At 59.2% G+C, this 19613-nt stretch carries 21 protein-coding genes; 4 read left to right on the top strand and 17 right to left on the bottom strand.

The window, feature by feature from the left end:
• Positions 1–3: 3 nt before the first annotated feature.
• The 13 genes from pal to ACMGG8_RS11220 form a co-directional block, all read right to left on the bottom strand.
• Entirely contained in the window at positions 4–501 is a 498-nt protein-coding gene (gene pal / locus ACMGG8_RS11280) for a peptidoglycan-associated lipoprotein Pal (protein ID WP_003227510.1), read from the bottom strand.
• Positions 502–554: 53 nt separating this feature from the next.
• On the bottom strand, positions 555–1835 hold the full coding sequence (tolB, locus tag ACMGG8_RS11275; protein ID WP_015636767.1) for a Tol-Pal system beta propeller repeat protein TolB: 1281 nt from the start codon (positions 1833–1835) through the stop codon (positions 555–557).
• Positions 1836–1852: 17 nt separating this feature from the next.
• The gene (tolA, locus tag ACMGG8_RS11270) at positions 1853–2914 is read right to left on the bottom strand and encodes a cell envelope integrity protein TolA (RefSeq protein WP_016963210.1); all 1062 of its coding nucleotides are present in this window, start codon (positions 2912–2914) and stop codon (positions 1853–1855) included.
• A complete protein-coding gene (gene tolR / locus ACMGG8_RS11265; RefSeq protein WP_011063015.1) occupies positions 2914–3366 on the bottom strand; it encodes a protein TolR in 453 nt (150 codons plus the stop codon). The genes tolA and tolR overlap by 1 nt, the downstream gene beginning before the upstream one ends.
• A gap of 13 nt (positions 3367–3379) precedes the next feature.
• The gene (gene tolQ, locus ACMGG8_RS11260; protein ID WP_016963211.1) at positions 3380–4075 is read right to left on the bottom strand and encodes a protein TolQ; all 696 of its coding nucleotides are present in this window, start codon (positions 4073–4075) and stop codon (positions 3380–3382) included.
• A complete protein-coding gene (ybgC, locus tag ACMGG8_RS11255) occupies positions 4065–4532 on the bottom strand; it encodes a tol-pal system-associated acyl-CoA thioesterase (protein WP_060840721.1) in 468 nt (155 codons plus the stop codon). Before ybgC ends, tolQ begins: the two co-directional genes overlap by 11 nt.
• Before the next feature lie 138 nt (positions 4533–4670).
• Positions 4671–5729 (bottom strand): Holliday junction branch migration DNA helicase RuvB, encoded by a 1059-nt coding sequence (gene ruvB / locus ACMGG8_RS11250; RefSeq protein WP_060840722.1) that lies wholly within the window; start codon positions 5727–5729, stop codon positions 4671–4673.
• A complete protein-coding gene (ruvA, locus tag ACMGG8_RS11245; RefSeq protein ID WP_060840723.1) occupies positions 5730–6338 on the bottom strand; it encodes a Holliday junction branch migration protein RuvA in 609 nt (202 codons plus the stop codon).
• A 114-nt stretch (positions 6339–6452) separates the two neighbouring features.
• Entirely contained in the window at positions 6453–6977 is a 525-nt protein-coding gene (ruvC, locus tag ACMGG8_RS11240) for a crossover junction endodeoxyribonuclease RuvC (protein WP_016963215.1), read from the bottom strand.
• Positions 6978–7106: 129 nt separating this feature from the next.
• Positions 7107–7853 (bottom strand): YebC/PmpR family DNA-binding transcriptional regulator, encoded by a 747-nt coding sequence (locus tag ACMGG8_RS11235; protein ID WP_060840724.1) that lies wholly within the window; start codon positions 7851–7853, stop codon positions 7107–7109.
• Between the two features lie 110 nt (positions 7854–7963).
• Positions 7964–9739, bottom strand: coding sequence for an aspartate--tRNA ligase (gene aspS, locus ACMGG8_RS11230; protein WP_060840725.1), 1776 nt, complete (start codon positions 9737–9739; stop codon positions 7964–7966).
• Positions 9740–9834: 95 nt separating this feature from the next.
• The gene (locus ACMGG8_RS11225) at positions 9835–10056 is read right to left on the bottom strand and encodes an FmdB family zinc ribbon protein (RefSeq protein ID WP_010457489.1); all 222 of its coding nucleotides are present in this window, start codon (positions 10054–10056) and stop codon (positions 9835–9837) included.
• A 187-nt stretch (positions 10057–10243) separates the two neighbouring features.
• Complete coding sequence (locus tag ACMGG8_RS11220) at positions 10244–10717, bottom strand: Dps family protein (RefSeq protein WP_060840726.1); 474 nt, start codon at positions 10715–10717, stop codon at positions 10244–10246.
• Positions 10718–11171: 454 nt separating this feature from the next.
• On the opposite strand from ACMGG8_RS11220, the gene ACMGG8_RS11215 reads away from it, so the two are divergent.
• The gene (locus ACMGG8_RS11215) at positions 11172–11777 is read left to right on the top strand and encodes a cold-shock protein (RefSeq protein ID WP_060840727.1); all 606 of its coding nucleotides are present in this window, start codon (positions 11172–11174) and stop codon (positions 11775–11777) included.
• A 65-nt stretch (positions 11778–11842) separates the two neighbouring features.
• On the opposite strand, the gene ACMGG8_RS11210 is transcribed toward ACMGG8_RS11215, so the two are convergent.
• Both ACMGG8_RS11210 and ACMGG8_RS11205 read right to left on the bottom strand, forming a co-directional pair.
• A complete protein-coding gene (locus ACMGG8_RS11210) occupies positions 11843–12049 on the bottom strand; it encodes a SlyX family protein (protein WP_060840728.1) in 207 nt (68 codons plus the stop codon).
• A 3-nt stretch (positions 12050–12052) separates the two neighbouring features.
• Positions 12053–12478 (bottom strand): HIT domain-containing protein, encoded by a 426-nt coding sequence (locus tag ACMGG8_RS11205; RefSeq protein WP_060840729.1) that lies wholly within the window; start codon positions 12476–12478, stop codon positions 12053–12055.
• Between the two features lie 932 nt (positions 12479–13410).
• Here ACMGG8_RS11205 and ACMGG8_RS11200 point away from each other — a divergent pair.
• The gene (locus ACMGG8_RS11200) at positions 13411–14730 is read left to right on the top strand and encodes an OprD family porin (RefSeq protein WP_060844442.1); all 1320 of its coding nucleotides are present in this window, start codon (positions 13411–13413) and stop codon (positions 14728–14730) included.
• 272 nt (positions 14731–15002) lie between these two features.
• Here the strand turns inward: ACMGG8_RS11200 and ACMGG8_RS11195 are convergent, their stop codons facing one another.
• A complete protein-coding gene (locus ACMGG8_RS11195) occupies positions 15003–15845 on the bottom strand; it encodes a mechanosensitive ion channel family protein (RefSeq protein ID WP_414159587.1) in 843 nt (280 codons plus the stop codon).
• Positions 15846–15983: 138 nt separating this feature from the next.
• Positions 15984–16469, bottom strand: a complete 486-nt coding sequence (locus tag ACMGG8_RS11190) for a YajQ family cyclic di-GMP-binding protein (protein WP_011063029.1) — start codon at positions 16467–16469, stop codon at positions 15984–15986.
• 143 nt (positions 16470–16612) lie between these two features.
• On the opposite strand from ACMGG8_RS11190, the gene ACMGG8_RS11185 reads away from it, so the two are divergent.
• Positions 16613–17530 (top strand): putative 2-dehydropantoate 2-reductase, encoded by a 918-nt coding sequence (locus ACMGG8_RS11185; protein WP_414159586.1) that lies wholly within the window; start codon positions 16613–16615, stop codon positions 17528–17530.
• 45 nt (positions 17531–17575) lie between these two features.
• Positions 17576–19612, top strand: coding sequence for an ATP-binding protein (locus ACMGG8_RS11180; protein WP_060840733.1), 2037 nt, complete (start codon positions 17576–17578; stop codon positions 19610–19612).
• Position 19613 lies beyond the last annotated feature (1 nt).

Raw genomic sequence — 19613 nt, 5'->3', positions numbered from 1 at the left:
GAATTACTTACGCAGTTCGACGCGACGGTTTTGAGCCCAGGACTGCTCGTCGTGGCCAGTGGCAACTGGACGCTCTTTACCGTAGGAAACCAGCTCCAGCTGAGCTGGGGAAACGCCCTGCAGAACCAGGTAGCGCTGAACGGCTTTCGCACGACGCTCGCCCAGTGCCATGTTGTACTCACGAGTACCACGTTCGTCGGTGTTGCCTTCCAGAACAACGCGAGCGCCGTTTGCTTTCAGGTCCTTGGCGTGAACGTCCAGAGCGCGCATGGCTTCTGGCTTCAGGTCCGAGCTGTCGTATTCGAAGTAGAAGGTGGTGATTGCGCGCAGAGCAGCTTCTTCGCTCAGGGAGCCATCAACAGCACCAGTGTTAGCGCCGTAACCAGCGTTTGGATCAACAGCGCCTTCGCCGGCGTTGTCGCCACCTTTGGAGGAGCAACCTACAGCTACAGCCATGGCCAGAGCCAGCGCAGCAAACTTACCAAACTTCAACATTTCCATCGTGAAACTCCTAATGAACCCCAGTGTGTTAAGTGAAACATTGTAGCGCCGCGTCAGTTCAGGTAAGGGGACCAGGACGGTTCTCTGACTTCGCCTTGAGCGGTAGGAAGCGGGAGCCTCACACGTCCATTAATGGACACGAGCATCAAGACTCCCCGGCCCTGCTGGCGGGTGGCGTAGATTACCATGGTGCCGTTGGGCGCAACAGTAGCTGACTCATCAAGGTTGGTGTCTGTAAGGATTTTTACGCTACCGCGCTGCAAATCCTGAGCCGCCACCCGGAAGTTGGTGAAACCATCCTGGCGGTGAATCATTACCAGGGTCTTTTCGTCAGCAGAAAGTTTTGGGTTGGCGTTGTAGTTACCAATAAAGGTCACACGCTCGGCGCCACCACCATTGATGTTGCTTTTATAGACCTGCGGCTTGCCGCCACGGTCGGAGGTGAAATAGATGGTGGAACCATCCTTGCCCCAGAACGGCTCGGTATTGATGCCCGGGCCACTGGTGACACGGCTGATCTGGCGGGACGCCATGTTCATCACATAGATATCCGGGTTGCCATCCTTGGACAGCACGAATGCCAGGCGGGTGCCATCCGGCGACCAGGCAGGAGCGCCGTTCAAGCCTTCGAAGTTGGTGATCTGCTCACGACGGCCAGTGTCGATGTGCTGAACGAAGATCCGCGGACGCTTCTGTTCGAACGACACATACGCAATGCGCTTGCCATCGGGTGCAAAGCGCGGCGACAGGATCGGCTCACGGGACTGCAACAGGGTAACCGCCCGAGCACCGTCGTAGTCCGAACGCTGCAGGGTGTAGCGGGTGTTGTTCACCGAGAAGCGCTCAGCCGTCACGTACAGCAGGCGAGTCGAGAACGCGCCCTTGATACCGGTGAGCTTTTCAAAGGACTGATCGGAAATGTAGTGCGACATATCCCGCAGCTGATCGACGCTGCCCGACACGCTGCCGGTCAGCACTTGCTGCTCGGTGGCGACGTTGAACAGCGCGTATTGCACCTGCAGGCGCCCGCCCGCCGGAACAATGCTGCCCACCATCACGTACTGGGCGCCCAGGGCTTTCCAGTCGCGGAAAATGACTTCACTGGCCTGAGTCGGCAGGCTGATCATGTTCTGCTTGGGGATAGGTGCGTAGTACCCCGAGTTGCGCAGGTCGTCACCGATGATCTGCGCCATGTCGTCCGGCAGCACGCTGCCGCCTTGCCAACCGAACGGCACTACGGCGATGGGAGTTGCCCGGTCACTGCCACTGGTAACCAGAATGTTTTTTTCATCCGCTGCCGCTATCCCTGCCATACAGCAAATAACGACAAGCATTCCTCGAAGAAGGTTTCTCACAAGGCTAGATCCTCAGGTGTGAATGTCATCTTGAATGAACGATAGGGAGCAAAATCCTTCGGACTCAACCCCTGCATTTCTGTCAAACGCCCAATATTCTTGACTGCCGCTACCGCCGAGGCATCGAACGGACCATCACCACTGGACTTGATCACGCTAACCGTGGTCACCGTGCCATCGGGCAACATGCCGATCCGCAGCTCCACTGTCATGCCCTTGCGTGCCGAAGGAGGGCGAGCCCAGCCTTCCGCTGCACGGATACGAATCAGGTCATCGAAACTGCCCGCGACACTGTCACCGACCTCATCCGACTTAGTGGCTTCACGCTCCGGCTTGTCGGACAGCAAGTCCGCCAGGGCCTGAGCCTTCTTCTCTTCGGCAGATTTACGCGCTGCTTCCTGGGCCTTTTTCTTCGCGGCATCGGCAGCAGCTTTCTTCTTCGCGTCTTCGGCGATCTTTTTCTTCGCCTCTTCAGCTTCAGCTTTCTTCTTCGCGTCTTCCGCGGCTTTCTTCTTCGCGTCTTCGACGATCTTTTTCTTGGCTTCTTCAGCGGCCTTTTTCTTGGCCTCTTCTTCAGCGGCTTTCTTGGCTTCTTCTTCGGCTTTCTTCTTGGCTACATCAGCCAATTGCTTCTCTTCAGCCTTCTTGGCTTCGGCAGCTTTCTTGGCTTCATCAGCCTTCTTAGCCTCGTCAGCCTTCTTGGCTTCATCGGCCTTTTTCGCTTCCGCGGCCTTTTGAGCTGCCTCTTCTTTCTTTTGTTCCGCAGCCTTGATCTCTTCCTGCTCGACCTTCTTCTGCTCCAGCTGCTCGGCTTCGGTCTGACGCGCGGCGGATTTCTTCGCCTCACCCGCAATCTTGTGATTGGTCTGGGTGGTTGCCGGACTCTTGGATTTCAGCTGATACAGGGTCGCCTGGACGATCGGCTTGGCCGGAGGCAGTTCCGGGGTCATGGCGAAGCTGACGAACAGCATGCCAAACACCAGCACGTGCAGGGCGATCGCCCAGACACTAGGCCAGAAGTAGCTTTCCGAGGCGGACGGCTCTCGCTGTTGGTGCATCAGGGCGCCTCGGTAATCAAGCCAACGTTACCGACTCCGGCTTTCTGCAGGCCGCCCATGGCACCCATCACGGCGCCGTAGTCGACGGATTTATCACCGCGAATGAACACCTGAGTGTGTTTGCCGCCTTCGTTGCCGGCACGGATGATCTTGGTCACCGCGTCGGTCATCTGCGGCAAGGTCATCGCCTTGTCCTGTTGCTTTTCGGTGTCGACTTCACTGCCAAGGTTCCAGTAGTAGGTCTTGTCAGCCTTGATCGAAATGGTCAGTACCTGGGTGTTGTTGTCCTGGGGCAAGGCTTCGCTGGAAACCTTGGGCAGATCAACTTTCACGCCCTGGTTGAGCATCGGCGCGGTCACCATGAAGATAACCAGCAGTACCAACATCACGTCGATGTAGGGCACCACGTTCATCTCGGCAACCGGCTTGCGTTTGTGGCGAACTCGGGCCATTGGGTTTACCTGCTCACTCTTCGCTGGTGTGCACTTTACGGTGCAGGATCGCCTGGAACTCGTCGGCGAAGGTGTAGTAACGGCTGATCAGCGTCTCGCCACGAGCGGCGAAGCGGTTGTAGGCGATCACCGCCGGAATGGCCGCAAACAGACCGATGGCCGTGGCGATCAGGGCTTCGGCGATACCCGGGGCCACAGTGGCCAGGGTCGCTTGCTGGGCCTGGGCCAGGCCGCGGAAGGAGTTCATGATCCCCCACACGGTACCGAACAGACCGATGTACGGGCTGACCGAACCGACGGTGGCAAGGAACGGCAGGCTCTGTTCGAGCTTCTCTTCCTCACGGGAAATGGCAACGCGCATGGCGCGGGACACGCCTTCCATCACGGCTTCTGGATCAACGCCTGGTTGTTGACGCAGACGGGAGAACTCCTTGAATCCGGCACGGAAAATCTGCTCGACCCCGGAATCCGGGTCCGGATTGCTGCCTGCCTGACGGTAGAGTTTGGACAGGTCGATACCGGACCAGAAGCGCTCTTCGAAGCTCTCCAGGGCACGTCGACCGGCGCGCAGCAGGTTGCTGCGCTGAAAGATCATGATCCATGAAGTCACCGATGCGGCAACCAGGGTCAGCATTACCAACTGCACTACAACGCTGGCATTGCTGACCAGGCTCCACATGGAGGAATGGTCGACGACGTTAGCTTCCACGCTTTATCTCCTGCTCTGAGTGTGTACCCGCGCTGCTCTCGTCGACAAAGGCCGTACGCAGAGCGTCTGGAATGGCGCGGGGTTTGAAAGTGTCGGCGCGCACACAGGCCACCAGGAACTGCCCCTCACAGAGCAGCGCATTATCCGCGGCTCGCCTGACCTGCTGAGTGAAGCGCAGGCTGACCCGGTTCAATTCGGTGACATGGGCACTGACCAGAAGCTCGTCGTCCAGTCGCGCCGGCGCGTGATAACGCGCTTCGCTGGAATGCACGACGAATAACAGGTTCTCCCCTGCCAGCTGCGATTGGGCAAAGCCCAGGTGTCGTAGCCGCTCGGTTCGAGCCCGCTCCATAAACTTAAGGTAATTAACGTAATACACGATGCCGCCGGCATCGGTGTCCTCGTAATAAACGCGACAACGATGTGCGAACGGCTCAAGCCCGTTTTGCGCGCGCATACTCTAGTGCTTACTCCTCAGGTTGCCAATCCAGCCAGGCAACTGTTTTTTCATTCTTGAACGACTTTTCATGCAGTTTGGGCAATGCCAGTCCCTAGGACAGCACAAACCCCGAATAAATCGACAAGCAGCGGGTGATTAATCGTCCACAGCATCGAGGAATTCGTCTACCACAGGCATATCCCCCAATCGTGACGGAATGTTTAGACCGAAGTGCAGATATGCATGCCGGGTCACCACACGACCTCGGGGAGTGCGCATGATGTAGCCCTGCTGGATCAGGTACGGCTCCAGCACGTCCTCAATGGTGTGACGCTCTTCGCTGATCGCCGCCGCCAGGCTGTCGACCCCCACCGGACCACCGTCGAACTTCTCGATCATGGTCAGCAATAGACGCCGGTCCTGGTGGTCGAAGCCACGCTCATCGACATCCAGCAGGTTCAGCGCCAGGTCGGCGATCGGCTTGGTGATATGCCCCTTGGCCCGCACTTCGGCGAAATCCCGCACCCGGCGCAGCAAGCGGTTGGCGATCCGCGGAGTGCCACGGGCCCGCCGCGCCACTTCGAAGGCGCCTTCCGGATCCAGTGGCAAACCGAGGATCCCGGCGGATCGGCTGACAATGGTCGCCAGGTCCGCCGTGCTGTAGAACTCCAGGCGCTGGACGATGCCGAAGCGGTCCCGCAGTGGGTTGGTCAGCATCCCCGCGCGCGTGGTGGCACCCACCAGGGTAAACGGCGGCAGATCAAGCTTGATCGAGCGCGCCGCCGGACCTTCGCCGATCATGATGTCGAGCTGGAAGTCCTCCATGGCCGGGTACAGCACTTCTTCGACAATCGGCGACAAGCGGTGAATCTCGTCGATGAACAGCACGTCGTGAGGTTCAAGGTTGGTCAGCAGCGCCGCCAGATCGCCAGGGCGCTCCAGCACCGGCCCGGAGGTGCTCTTGATCGAGACGCCCATTTCCTCGGCGATGATGTTGGCCAGGGTGGTCTTGCCCAGCCCCGGAGGGCCGAAGATCAGGGTGTGATCCAGGGACTCGTTGCGCCCGCGGGCGGCCTGGATGAACAGCTCCATCTGCTCGCGCACGCTGGGCTGGCCGATATAGTCGGCCAGGCTGACCGGACGAATCGCCCGGTCCTGGATTTCCTCGCGCTCACGGGGGCCCGTGGCGGCGATCAGACGGTCAGCTTCAATCACTTAAATCATTCCCTTCAGGGCTCGGCGGATCATGTCTTCACTGCTCAAGCCTTTGTCTTTGATCGCGGATACTGCCTTGCTGGCTTCCTGCGGCTTGTAGCCCAGGGAGATCAGCGCGCTGACCGCATCCGACTCGGCGCTGGCCACCGGCACCGGTGCATCCGGCTGGTTCGGCACCAGGGCAAACATGCTCGGTACGGCTTCCCAGGCCTTGAAGCGGTCCTTGAGTTCCACCAGCAGGCGTTCGGCGGTCTTCTTGCCAACCCCGGGCACCTTGGTCAGGGCCGAGGTGTCCTGGGCCTGCACGCAACGCACCAACTCATCCACTTCGAGGCTGGACATCAGCGCCAGGGCCAGCTTGGGACCCACACCATTGAGACGGATCAACTCGCGAAAAAAATCTCGCTCGCGCTTGCCGGCGAAGCCGTAGAGTAACTGCGCGTCCTCGCGCACGACCAAATGGATGTGCAAGGTCAGAGGCTCACCGACCGACGGCAGCCTGTACAAGGTGGTCATGGGCACTTCGACTTCGTAGCCCAGCCCGTTTACATCAAGAATCAGGTGCGGCGGCTGTTTCTCAGCCAGGGTGCCGCGCAAGCGTCCAATCACGTTTCAGATCCTTAGGCGATGGCCAGCTCGCAGCTGGCGACTCGTTGAGCGAGCGCCGGCGCCGACTACCCAGGCGCACAGTGCTCCACTCCTAAAATGACTGCGCTGATGCTATCAGAGACGCAGGCGCCCGCCACGACTGCGTGCCGTTCCCAGACCATGGGGCAACAGACTGGAGCGGGTATGGGCGTGACAGATGGCGATGGCCAGGGCATCCGAGGCATCGATCTGCGGCTTGGTGGTGAGCTTGAGCAGGTGCATGACCATCATCTGCACCTGTTCCTTGTTGGCACCGCCGGTCCCGGCCACGGCCTGCTTGACCTGGGTCGCCGTGTACTCGGCGATCTCCAGGCCTTCTTCGGCCCCGGCGACAATCGCCGCCCCACGGGCCTGCCCGAGCTTGAGTGCCGAATCGGCATTGCGTGCCATGAACACCTTCTCGATGCCCATGGTCACCGGACCGTAGGTCTGAATCACCTCACGCACACCGCGATAGACAATCTGCAAGCGCTCGGGCAACTCGCCGGCTCCGGTGCGAATACAACCGGACGCCACGTACACGCAGCCACGCCCGGTGTCTCGAACCACGCCATAACCGGTAATGCGTGAGCCGGGGTCGATGCCAAGAATAAGAGTCATAAAGCCTGCTGCTTGAGTAAGAAGACCGGCCGGCCAGGACCGGAAACGCAAAAAGGCAGAAGCCGGAAGCGCCCTGCCGCGCATTCATCGCGACGTGGCACGTCCGGCTTCAAGGGTAGTGCAAGTGGATCAGCCGAGCTGCTCGGCCACCGACTGCGGGATATCCGCGTTGGAATAGACGTTCTGCACATCGTCCAGGTCTTCCAGCATGTCGATCAGCTTGAGGACCTTCTCCGCCCCCTCCAGATCCAGTTCGGCACTGGTGGTGGGCAGCATGACGATTTCTGCGTCCGCGGCGGTGAAACCAGCCGCTTCCAGGGCATTGCGTACACCGTAGAAACCAGCAAACGACGTGAACACGTCGACGGAACCGTCTTCGTTGCTCACCACATCGTCGGCATCGGCCTCCATCGCCGCCTCGATCAGCGCATCTTCATCGACACCTTCGGCGAAAGTGATCTGGCCCTTGCGTTCGAACAGATAGGCCACCGATCCGTCGGTCCCCAGGTTGCCGCCGCACTTGCTGAACGCGTGACGAACCGCAGCCGCGGTGCGATTGCGGTTGTCGGTCATGCATTCGACCATCACCGCCACGCCATTGGGGCCATAGCCTTCATAGGTCAGCTCGACCACGTCGTCGCTGCCGGCAGCGCCGGTGCCACGGGCGATGGCACGATCAATGATGTCGCGGCTCATGTTGGCGCCCAGGGCCTTGTCCAGGGCCAGGCGCAGACGTGGGTTGGAACCTGGCTCGCCACCGCCCTGACGGGCCGCAACGGTCAGTTCACGAATCCACTTGGTGAAGATCTTGCCTCTCTTGGCATCCTGACGCTCTTTGCGGTGCTTGATGTTCGCCCACTTGGAATGACCTGCCATAACTTGCTCCAAATTCTCTTTGAAACATTGCCCACGCCGCTTGGCGGGCGGGGCAACAAAACTCGACCCATAGAAAAAGCGCACCCGAAGGTGCGCCTTATCGGGCCGGCTTATTCAGCCTTGGGCTGTTCGCGCAGGCGGATGTGCAGCTCGCGCAGAGCCTTGGCATCCACCAGACCCGGTGCCTGAGTCATGACGCAGGCCGCGCTCTGGGTTTTCGGGAAGGCGATCACTTCACGGATCGACTGGGCGCCGGTCATCAGCATCACCAGACGGTCCAGACCGAAGGCCAGGCCACCGTGCGGCGGTGCGCCGTACTTGAGGGCGTCCAGCAGGAAGCCGAACTTCTCTTCCTGTTCCGCTTCGCTGATGCCCAGCAGGCGGAACACCGCTTGCTGCATTTCCTTGCGGTGGATACGGATCGAACCGCCACCCAGCTCGGTGCCGTTCAGGACCATGTCGTAGGCGCGCGACAGAGCGGTAGCCGGGTTGGCTTCCAGCTCTTCAGGCGAGCACTTCGGCGCGGTGAACGGGTGGTGCAAGGCGGTGAAGCTGCCGTCGTCGTTCTCTTCGAACATCGGGAAGTCGACCACCCACATCGGTGCCCATTCGCAGGTCAGCAGGTTCAGGTCGTGACCGAGCTTGATGCGCAGGGCGCCCAGGGCTTCGCTGACGATCTTGGCCTTGTCGGCACCGAAGAACACGATGTCACCGTCGACCGCACCCACGCGATCGAGGATCACATTCAGGTTGGCTTCCGGAATGTTCTTGACGATCGGCGACTGCAGGCCTTCAACGCCCTTGGCGCGCTCGTTGACCTTGATGTACGCCAGGCCCTTGGCACCGTAGATGCCGACAAACTTGGTGTAATCGTCGATCTGCTTGCGCGGCATGCTCGCTCCGCCAGGAACGCGCAGGGCGGCAATACGGCATTTCGGATCGTTGGCCGGGCCGCTGAACACCTTGAATTCCACTTCCTTGAGCTGGTCGGCAACGTCCACCAGTTCCAGCGGGTTGCGCAGGTCCGGCTTGTCGGAACCGTAGCGACGCATGGCTTCTTCAAAGGTCATGTGCGGGAATTCGCCGAACTCCAGACCCAGCACTTCCTTGAACAGGTTGCGGATCATGCCTTCGGTCAGGCCCATGATGTCTTTTTCGTCGAGGAAGCTGGTCTCGATGTCGATCTGAGTGAACTCAGGCTGACGGTCGGCACGCAGGTCTTCGTCACGGAAGCACTTGGCGATCTGGTAGTAGCGGTCGAAGCCGGCCACCATCAGCAGCTGCTTGAACAGCTGTGGCGATTGCGGCAAGGCAAAGAAGCTGCCGGCGTGGGTGCGGCTCGGCACCAGATAGTCGCGGGCGCCTTCCGGAGTGGCGCGCGTCAGGATCGGGGTTTCCACGTCGAGGAAACCGTTTTCGTCCAGGTAGCGACGGATGCTGGTGGTCATGCGCGAACGCAGGCGCAGCTTTTCGGCCATTTCCGGACGGCGCAGGTCGATGAAGCGATAGCGCAGGCGGGTTTCTTCACCCACGTCGGAGTATTCGTTGAGCGGGAACGGCGGGGTTTCCGCTTCGTTCAGCACTTCCAGCTCGTAGCCCAGAACTTCGATCATGCCCGAAGCCATGTTGGCGTTGCCGGCACCGGCCGGGCGCAGGCGCACCTTACCGGTGATCTTGACTACGTATTCGCTGCGCACGCGGTCGGCGGTGGCGAAGGTTTCAGCGCGGTCCGGGTCGAACACCACCTGGGCCAGACCTTCACGATCACGGATATCGAGGAAAATCACCCCGCCGTGGTCACGGCGACGGTGGACCCATCCGCAAAGGGTTACTTCCTGACCTTCCAGGCTTTCGTTCAGTTGGCCGCAATAATGGCTGCGCATCATGGTAGTGGTTTCACTTCTCGTAATTCGAAATTCGATGGAGGCCTTGCGCACCATGAGGTGCCGGATAGTGCAAGAACTCGCGCGTGTCGTTCAACTTAGTCAGCTTTGTCGCCACCGGCCAGATTCTTCTTGGAGCCGGTCTTGAAGTCGGTTTCATACCAGCCGGTGCCGCTGAGGCGGAATCCGGGCATGGACAGCATCTTTTTCAGTTCAGGTGCCTGGCAGGCAGGGCAGTCGACCAGCGGCGCAGCACTGATCTTTTGAATGGCTTCCAACTGATGACCACAGGAAGCGCATTGGTAATCGTACATGGGCATGGGGGCGTCTCGGCAATCCAGATTACTGCTTGAACTACAGCCAGAGCCCACGCCAAAGCTCGGGCTACCTAGCAAAGAGCGGGATTATATCCATTAAATCGGCCCTGTGCAGCCGTATAACCATATAGATGCCGGAGCCTGTCAAAAGGCGCCGATGGCGTCCGGGACGCCATCGGCCATGAGCGGCTTAACGATGTTCCAACAGGGAGCGCAGCATCCACGCGGTTTTCTCATGCACTTGCATGCGCTGGGTCAGCAGATCCGCCGTTGGCTCATCGCTGACCTTGTCCAGCAACGGGAAAATGCCACGGGCGGTGCGGGTGACCGCTTCCTGGCCGGCCACCAACTGCTTGATCATTTCTTCCGCGGCCGGCACGCCCTCCTCTTCCTTGATCGAAGACAGCCGGGCGTAGATGGAGTAGGCACCCGGTGCCGGGAAGCCCAGGGCACGGATGCGTTCAGCGATCAGGTCAACCGCCAGGGCCAGTTCGTTGTACTGCTCTTCGAACATCAGGTGCAGGGTGCGAAATTGCGGGCCGGTGACATTCCAATGGAAGTTATGGGTTTTCAGGTACAACACGTAGGTGTCCGAAAGCAGACGGGAAAGGCCGTCGACGATGGATTTACGATCTTCTTCGCTGATACCGATATCAATTGTCATGTTTCTCTCCGTTAACGGGATGGATTCACCCAATCAGCTGCCGGACCACTCTAGCAAGAGTGTCGCTCCCCCGCCGACCCGGATCGGCAATTGGCCCGCGGTGGATTGCCCCATGGCCCGGCCATGGCTTGCCAACACTGGGTTCCAGGCAATGGCTGACCTGCGGAAAAAACCGGAGTTCCCCGGAAAACCGCGGCCATCTGTCTAGAACGCGACTTTGCCCGATGCTCCGATTACCAAGGGCGACATGGAGCATTTCCAATCACCCGCTGCTGATTTGAGAAGGCCGGGGCTTTGCTGTTAAATAGACTCCGTGTCGCTGATGCCTATTTCTTCGGCCAGCGCGCATAGGCTGACCCCGCGTACGTAACCACCGCCTCACCCATTTATTCAGAAGCGAACCGTGCGTGATCAGCTCTTCCTTGTGCATCCTTCTTAACGTGAGTTAATCAAAATGTTGAAAATCGTCCACCTGCTGACAGGCATTGCAGCTTTGCTGCTGTCCTTGATTCCGAGTCTTAGATCTGACGCGGTTCCCTACCTGCAACAATCCGATGCTATTTACCTGGCTCTGTTCGGCCTGCTCAACCTGATCCTCGCTCCGGTTATCCCGCACTGGAACAAAGGTTCGCGCCATCACCTGCAAAACCTGGTCAGCGCCCTGCTGGTACTGGTCGTGGTCCTGCAAACCCTCACCTTGCTGGCGCCAATGCCGGTGATCGGTGGTCAACCGGCAGTCCTGGTGAGCCTGCTGACCGCCCTGGTCGCCGTGGCGCTGCACCTGGGCATAAGCTTTTACAAGTCCTCGCCCGCGGCCTCCGCAGCTCCCAGCTACGACATGAGCAACCGAGATACCGGCACCGTGAAGTGGTTCAACACATCCAAGGGTTTCGGTTTCATTTCCCGCGACTCCGGCGATGACATCTTCGTGCACTTTCGCGCCATTCGCGGAGAAGGTCACCGCGTACTGGTGGAAGGCCAGCGCGTGGAGTTCTCGGTCATGAATCGCGATAAAGGCCTGCAAGCCGAAGACGTGATCGCTGCACTGCCACGCCGCTGATCAACGCCAACAAAAAACCGCGCCCTGGCGCGGTTTTTTTTTGCAGCAAGAATGCCGACCTTCCTTTAATAGTGCGGGGGCGGCGCCTCCTCCTCGAAAGACTCGAACTGCCCAACCATTTCCTCCTGGCGCTTGAGCAAGGCGTTCATCTGCAGCTGCAGGCGCTCCAACACCTTCTGCTGCGATACCAGCACATCGTTCAAGGCTTGAATGGTGTCATCCTGAAACGCCAGACGGCTTTCCAGATCGGTAACACGCGCTTCCAGACTCATGGCTCAAACCTCCAGAAAATGGAAATCATCGGTCAGCACCACCCGCAGCCGATTGCGAATCGCCGCAACTTCCTGCGCGGTGTAAGGCTTGGCGGGGTGCTTGCCCCACACTGGCGCCGGCCAAGCGGCGTCATCCCGCTTGCGCACGATCACGTGCATGTGCAACTGACTCACCACGTTACCCAACGTCGCCACATTCAACTTATCGGCATCGAAGGAGTCCTTGAGCACTTCAGCCAATGCCGTGGTTTCCCGCCATAGCTGCAGTTGGTCGGTGACATCCAGTTGAAACAACTCGCTGATATCTTCACGACGGGGCACGAGGATGAACCAGGGATAGTTCGCGTCATTGGACAGCAGCAACCGACAGAGGGGGAAATCCCCGATGGGCAATGTGTCTTGTTGCAGCCGTGAATCTAAAGTGAACACTGCATTTACTCCCACTCAGCTCATTTCAGCCTGGCTCACAGCATCGGTGACACTGGCCAGGCGACAGACGCGCAGCATACCTGCGAATGCCACGGGCTTCATGAGCAAAGCGCTCACCCAGGACATCGCCCGCCAATCAGCCGGCAAGGAGCCAGCTTCAATGCAGCCCAAGCGCCCCACGACAGTACATTTTCAGATGCCTTGCACCATTTGTGCACGAGGCGTCACAACTGACCAGAACATGACTCGTAACGCCATCGTCGTCGCCAACCATAACCACACATGACTGTATGAACCCTGCACAGCATTACAAAAGTTTTGCACCAAAATCGCACAGACGGTCTACGCTCAATTCCTCAAGCATCCGCCGTCTACTCACCTTGCAGTGTGGACCGGTAACATTTTGGCGCGCTGTGCGACTTATTGCACAGTCCTGCACCAGTAAGCTCCTTGCGTCAAGCCAAACAAAAAGACGCTTTACATGGCTGTTTTATGCGGTTTTTACAGGTCGGCACGCCGCCCGGAAGAAAAAAGACCAGACAACTTTGGTTTGTGCACGCTTGTTGCATTAACCCCCGACATCGTCTGCGATGGAGCACCGGAAGCGGCTCGTCACAGACTCATAATAATAGTGGCAAGGCTGCCCGGCGGTGCTTTTTAGAGTGTGTACGTCGGGAGCTGAATTGCTCGTGATGTTCCTTCGAAGAACACGACCTAAGTTGTTGGTTCGGATACAGACTGGCTGCAAAATTGCGACACTGACCGAGCAAATTGCGACAGGCTCGTAAAGAAGCTGAAAGGATAGATAGGCAAGTATCGCCAACATTGTCAGCGTGATATAAGTTTGCGCCGACACAAAAAGAAAGAGCCGCCCAGATAAAAAAACAGGTGGGACGGCAGTACTCTTCTAAAAACCAAAGGAGCAAATCACGATGCGCGTGATGAAGTGGAGCATGATCGCCCTGGCTGTATCAGCAGGCACCTCGCAGTTCGCAATCGCGTCCTCCCAGGACGATGCAAAGGGCTTTATCGAAGATAGCACCCTGACTGCGAAAACCCGTCTTGAGTACATGAACCGTGACTACAAGAGCGGTGCAGGTAACCACCAACGTGACGATGGCACCTACAAAAGCGGCTATCGCCAAGACACTGGCCTGAGTGAACTGCTGCAGTACAGCTCCGGCTTCACTCAAGGCACCGTAGGCGTAGGCGTTGACGCTTTCGCCATGGGTGTGGTCAAGCTGGACGGTGGCGCTGGCCGTTCTGGCAACGGTCTGGCAGCCAACAACAGCCGTGGCGAGCCTGAAAAAGATTCGTCCGCTGTAGGTGGCGCCGTCAAGTTCCGCATCTCCGATACCGTACTGAAATACGGTAACCAAATGGTTGCCAGCCCGGTATTCACTACAGACGACAGCCGCCTGCTGCCTGAAGTCGCCACCGGTACCTTGATCACCAGCAACGAGATCAAAGGCCTGGAGCTGAATGCGGGTCACTTCACCGCCCTGCGCTCGCAGACCGGTCAGTACAACGACAGCATCAACGGTCGTAACAGCGACACCGGCCTGAAAAACCCAGGCCTGACCTCTGCCGACTTCGCAGGTGCAACCTACAAGTTCACCGACAACTTCGTAGGCGGCGTGGCAGCGTCCAAGGTTGATGACTACTTCAAGAAGCAATACATCAACCTGAACTACACCTTCCCGATCGCCAATAACCAGTCGCTGAACGTCGACTTCAACGGCTATCGCAGCAAGGATGACGGGAAGAAACTGGCAGGCGATCTGGACAACCGTGTATGGAGTCTGGCAACCGCTTACAGCATCGACGCCCACAAGTTCACCGTGGCATACCAGCAATCCAGCGGTAAAACCGGCTACAAGTACGGTGTTGACGGTAACGGCACTATCTACGTGGCCAACTCGGTGCAGATCTCCGACTTCGTTGGCGAAGATGAAAAATCCTGGCAGGCTCGTTACGACCTGAACATGGCCTCCTTCGGCGTTCCTGGCCTGAGCTTCATGACCCGTTACATTCGCGGCACCAACGTTACTGTTGCCGACTCCAGCGATGGCAAGGAGCACGAATGGGACGTAGAGGCCAAGTACGTACTGCAAGAAGGCCCAGCCAAAGACCTGTCCTTCCGTCTGCGTAACGCCATCTACCGTGGCAGCAACGCCGACTACCGCGCGACCAACTACGACAACCTGAACGATCTGCGTCTGATCGTAGAGTACCCACTGAGCATCTTGTAATTTCAATGCTCAGTTGATTGCGCCAACGCGCAACTCAAATAAAAGCCGCCGCCCTGGATCAGGTCGGCGGCTTTTTTGTGCGCGGCAACAGTAACTCGTAGAAGAAAAACTTAAATAGCAAGCTAACTAAAGAAGTTGCTTGCACTCGTTATGCCCCCGCTTTCGAATGAAACTTGATAGTTGCCAAGGAACCCTGAAAACAAACAAGGGGCCTAAAAGCCCCTTGTCTTGAACAGCATTAGTTGACCACATGGCCAAGTATTGAAAGCACCTTATGAGACAGCCGCTTCCTGAACCACACGAATCACGCGCTGCGGAAAGGGAATATCGATGCCCGCCGCCTTCAAGCGATCGCGCGACAGCTCGTTGAACTGGAACATCACGTCCCAGTAATCCGCAGTCTTGACCCAAACCCGCAGAGACAAGGTAATAGCACTGTCACCCAGGGTGGACACCACTGCCATCGGCGCGGGATCAGCCAGCACGCGCTCGTCTTTCGCCAGCTCCAGCAGCACTTCACGGGCTTTCTGCAGATCTGCGTCGTAATCCACACCCACGTCGAATACCACCTTGCGAGTGGGTTGACGGTTGTAGTTGGTAATGATGCCGTTGGACAGGTTGCCGTTGGGTACGATCACCGTCTTGTTGTCACCGGTACGCAACACCGTGTGAAAAATCTGAATGCTGTCCACGCTACCGCTGATGCCTTGGGCTTCAATAAAGTCGCCAATGCGAAACGGACGGAACAACAGGATCAACACCCCTCCGGCGAAGTTCGCCAGGCTGCCTTGCAGGGCCAGGCCGATAGCCAGCCCGGCGGCACCAATCGCGGCAACGAACGAGGTCGTTTCGACACCGATCATCGAGGCCACGCTGACAATCAGCAGCACCTTGAGAATGATGTTGGCCAGGCTGCTGATAAAGCCTTGCAACGCCAGGTCGGCATTACGCAACGCCAGCAACTTGCCCACTTTGTGCGTCAACTTGTTGATCAGCCACCAGCCGATGGCCAGGGTGATCACTGCCAGCAGCACCCGGCTGCCGTATTCCATGATCATCGGGATCCAGGCTTGGGAAGCCCGGACCAGGTTGTCTACTTCAGCGTTCAAATCCATCTATCTCTCCAGATTCCCCGGGGTGGCGGCGTGCATGACTGACCGGCAGAACGACCGGCTCCGCTGGAGCGCAATCGTTTCTGCCATTGCTCCGGCCTCGGACGCCAAAAAGCTCTAGAGGTTCCCGGAGACCGAGGGTCAGTCGCGGAAGTTGTTGAACTGCAGCGGCATGCCGAATTCCTTGGCACGCAGGGCGGCGATGGCCTCTTGCAGGTCATCACGCTTCTTGCCAGTGACCCGTACCTGCTCGCCCTGAATGGCGGCCTGCACTTTCAACTTGGCATCCTTGATATGGGCGACGATTTTCTTCGCCAGCTCCTTATCGATACCTTCCTTGAGCACCGCTTCCTGCTTCATCACCTTGCCCGAGGCATAAGCGTCCTTGACCTCCAGGCACTGCACATCGATCTTGCGCTTGACCAGGGCCAGCTTGAGAATTTCGATCATCGCTTCCAGCTGGAATTCAGCTTCCGCGGTCAGGTTGACGGTCAGTTCCTTGTCCTTGAACTCGAAGCTGCCCTTGCCCTTGAGGTCATAGCGGCGATCCAGTTCCTTGACGGCGTTTTCCACCGCGTTGGTGACTTCGTGCTTGTCCAGTTCGGATACCACGTCAAACGACGGCATGTAATCTCTCCAAATAAAAAGGGGCGCTGTTCAGAACATCGAACACGCCCGGCTTGCGGTTAAAATCCGCGCTCATTATAACGGGTCTTTCCCCTCCTTCACCGCGTGCCCTCCCCTGAGCGGCCAAACAGAGCGAAAAGCTGATGTCCACCACCTGGCATGTTCTCGGCGCCGGCAGCCTCGGCACTTTGTGGGCCACCCGCCTGGCCCGCGCCGGCTTGCCGGTGCGCCTGATCCTGCGCAATCAGGCCCGCTTGCAGGCGTATCAAGCGGCGGGCGGCCTGACTCTGGTGGAGCAGGGCCAGAGCAGCCTGCTGGCGATTCCCGGGGAAACCGTCGATAGCACGACGCCCATCAGCCGTCTGTTGCTGGCGTGCAAGGCCTATGACGCCGAAGCGGCGGTGTCCAGCATCGCCCCGCGCCTGACCCAGGACGCCGAGCTGATCCTGCTGCAGAACGGTCTTGGCAGCCAGGACGCAGTGGCTGCCCGGGTGCCCCAGGCTCGCTGCGTCGCCGCCTCCAGCACCGAAGGGGCCTTTCGCGACGGTGACTGGCGCGTGGTCTTCGCCGGCCATGGCTATACCTGGCTCGGCGACTGCAGCCACCCGACTCCGCCGATCTGGCTCGACGACCTGACCGCCAGTGGCATCCCCCATGAATGGAGCACCCAGATCCTCACCCGCCTGTGGCGCAAACTGGCCCTCAACTGCGCGATCAATCCATTGACCGTGCTGCACGACTGCCGCAACGGAGGCCTGCAGCAACACCAGTGCGAAGTGGCCACTTTATGCGCTGAACTGAGCGAGCTGCTGCACTGCTGCGGACAACCGGCAGCCGCGCAAAACCTGCAACAGGAAGTGGAACGGGTGATCCAGGCCACCGCCGCCAACTACTCCTCCATGCATCAGGACGTGGCCAGTCAACGCCGCACCGAGATCAGCTACTTGCTCGGATATGCCTGTCAGGCTGCCGCCCGTCATCGCTTGCAACTGCCCCATCTGCAACAGTTGCAGCAACGCCTGGTCAGCCACCTGCAACGGCGCGGATTGCCCAGCGCCTGAGCAGCGGCTACGCTGCCCACTTGCTCATTTCCAGCGATATAGCCGATGCCATTGCGCCAGCGTCTCGAAAACCTGCCCGTGGGCCAAAAGCTCCTGGCCGCCCTGCTCGTCTTGCTCACCACCGTACTGCTGGTCGCCAACCTGACCTTTATCAGCGCCGCCTACTGGATCTCCCAGGAAAGCATGGCGCCCCAGGCCCTGCAGACCATTGGCAGACTGGTGTCCAATCCGATCCTGGCAACCCAGGCCCTCAACTCCCCCGAGGACGCACAAAAGCTGCTGGATGAACTCGACAGCTATACCCCGCTGCGGGCAGCGGCCCTGTATGACGGCAAGGGTGTGCGCCTGGCGCAGTTGCAACACGGCGAACACCTCAAGCTGCCCGAGCGCTACCGCCATATCGAAGCCTGGCAATTGACCGAGTTTCGCAGCAACCAGATCATCACCCTGCCTCGCCCGGGCCAGGCTCCGGGGCATCTGCTGCTGGTCGCCACCAGCGAACTGCCGATGGCGTTCTATACCGGCACCCTCACCGCCAGCCTGGGGATCCTGATATTCAGCGTCTTGCTCTGGCTGATCATCGCCCGACAGATCAAGCGCCTGATCACCCAGCCGATCCACCAGCTCGAGGAACTGTCGCGCCAGGTGACCCGCGAGGAGAACTACTCATTGCGTGCCTCCCGCGGCAACCACGATGAAATCGGCAGCCTGGCGGAAGCCTTCAACACCATGCTGTCGCGCATCGAAGCGCGGGAGCAGCAACTCAAGCGCGCGCGCGACGACTCCCAGGCCGCCTACGATCAGGCTCAGGGACTGGCTGAAGAAACCCGCCACACCAACCGCAAACTGGAACTGGAAGTCCAGGTTCGCAGCAAGATCGAGAAGAAGCTCACCGGTTTCCAGAACTACCTCAACAGCATCATCGACTCCATGCCCTCGGCCCTGATCGCCCTGGACGAGCAACTGTACGTCACCCAATGGAACCAGGAAGCCAGTGCCCTGTCCGGCACTCGCCTGGATGAAGCCCTGAACCAGCCGATCTTCCTCGCCTTCGAACCGCTCAAGCCGTTCCTGCCGCAACTCAAGGAAACCGTCGAGCAACACACTGTGACCAAGGTCGAACGGGTGACCTGGGTCAAGGACGATGAGGCCCGGCATTACGCCCTGACCTTCTACCCGCTGATGGGCGGCGCCGGCCGTGGCGTGGTGATCCGTATCGACGACATCACCCAGCGCCTGTCCCTGGAAGAGATGATGGTGCAGTCGGAGAAGATGCTCTCGGTGGGAGGCCTGGCCGCCGGCATGGCCCATGAGATCAACAACCCCTTGGGGGCCATCCTGCACAACGTGCAGAACATCCGCCGTCGGCTGTCCCCGGAACTGCCGAAGAACCTCGAGCACGCACAACTGATCGGCGTCGAACTGCAAACCGTCAACCGCTACCTGGAAAGCCGCGAAGTACCGCAACTGCTCGATGGCATTCAACAAGCCGGGGCCCGGGCCGCCAAGATCGTCACCCACATGCTCAGTTTCAGCCGCCGCAGCAATCGCCAGATGGCCCCCTGCGACCTGCCGGCGTTGATTGACCAGGCGGTGGAAATCGCCAGCAATGACTTCGACCTGGCCATCGGCTTCGACTTCAAGGGGCAGGCGATCATCCGCCAGTTCGACCCGAACCTGGGGCCCGTGCCCGGCACCGCCAACGAACTGGAGCAAGTGTTGCTCAACCTGCTGAAGAACGCCGCCCAGGCCATCCACCAGCGTGAGGACGACAGCGAACCCGGGCGCATCATCCTGCGCACCAAGCTGAATCCGCCCTGGGCGGAGATCCAGGTGGAAGACAACGGCATCGGCATGAGCGAAAGCGTGCGCAAGCGCACCTTCGAGCCCTTCTTCACCACCAAGGAGATCGGCCAGGGCACCGGACTCGGCCTTTCAGTGTCGTACTTCATCATCACCAACAACCACAAGGGGCAAATGGAAGTGCAATCGACCCGGGGCCAGGGCACCTGCTTTACCTTGCGCCTGCCCCTGGCCAGCAACCAGCCCCCGGTTCAAGAACCGCTACCACTGGAGAACTAAG

This window comes from Pseudomonas sp. BNK-45, assembly GCF_047456255.1.
Lineage (GTDB): Bacteria > Pseudomonadota > Gammaproteobacteria > Pseudomonadales > Pseudomonadaceae > Aquipseudomonas.
The sequence above is the reverse complement of the archived record's forward strand: the minus strand, read 5'-3'. Positions and strand labels throughout refer to the sequence as shown.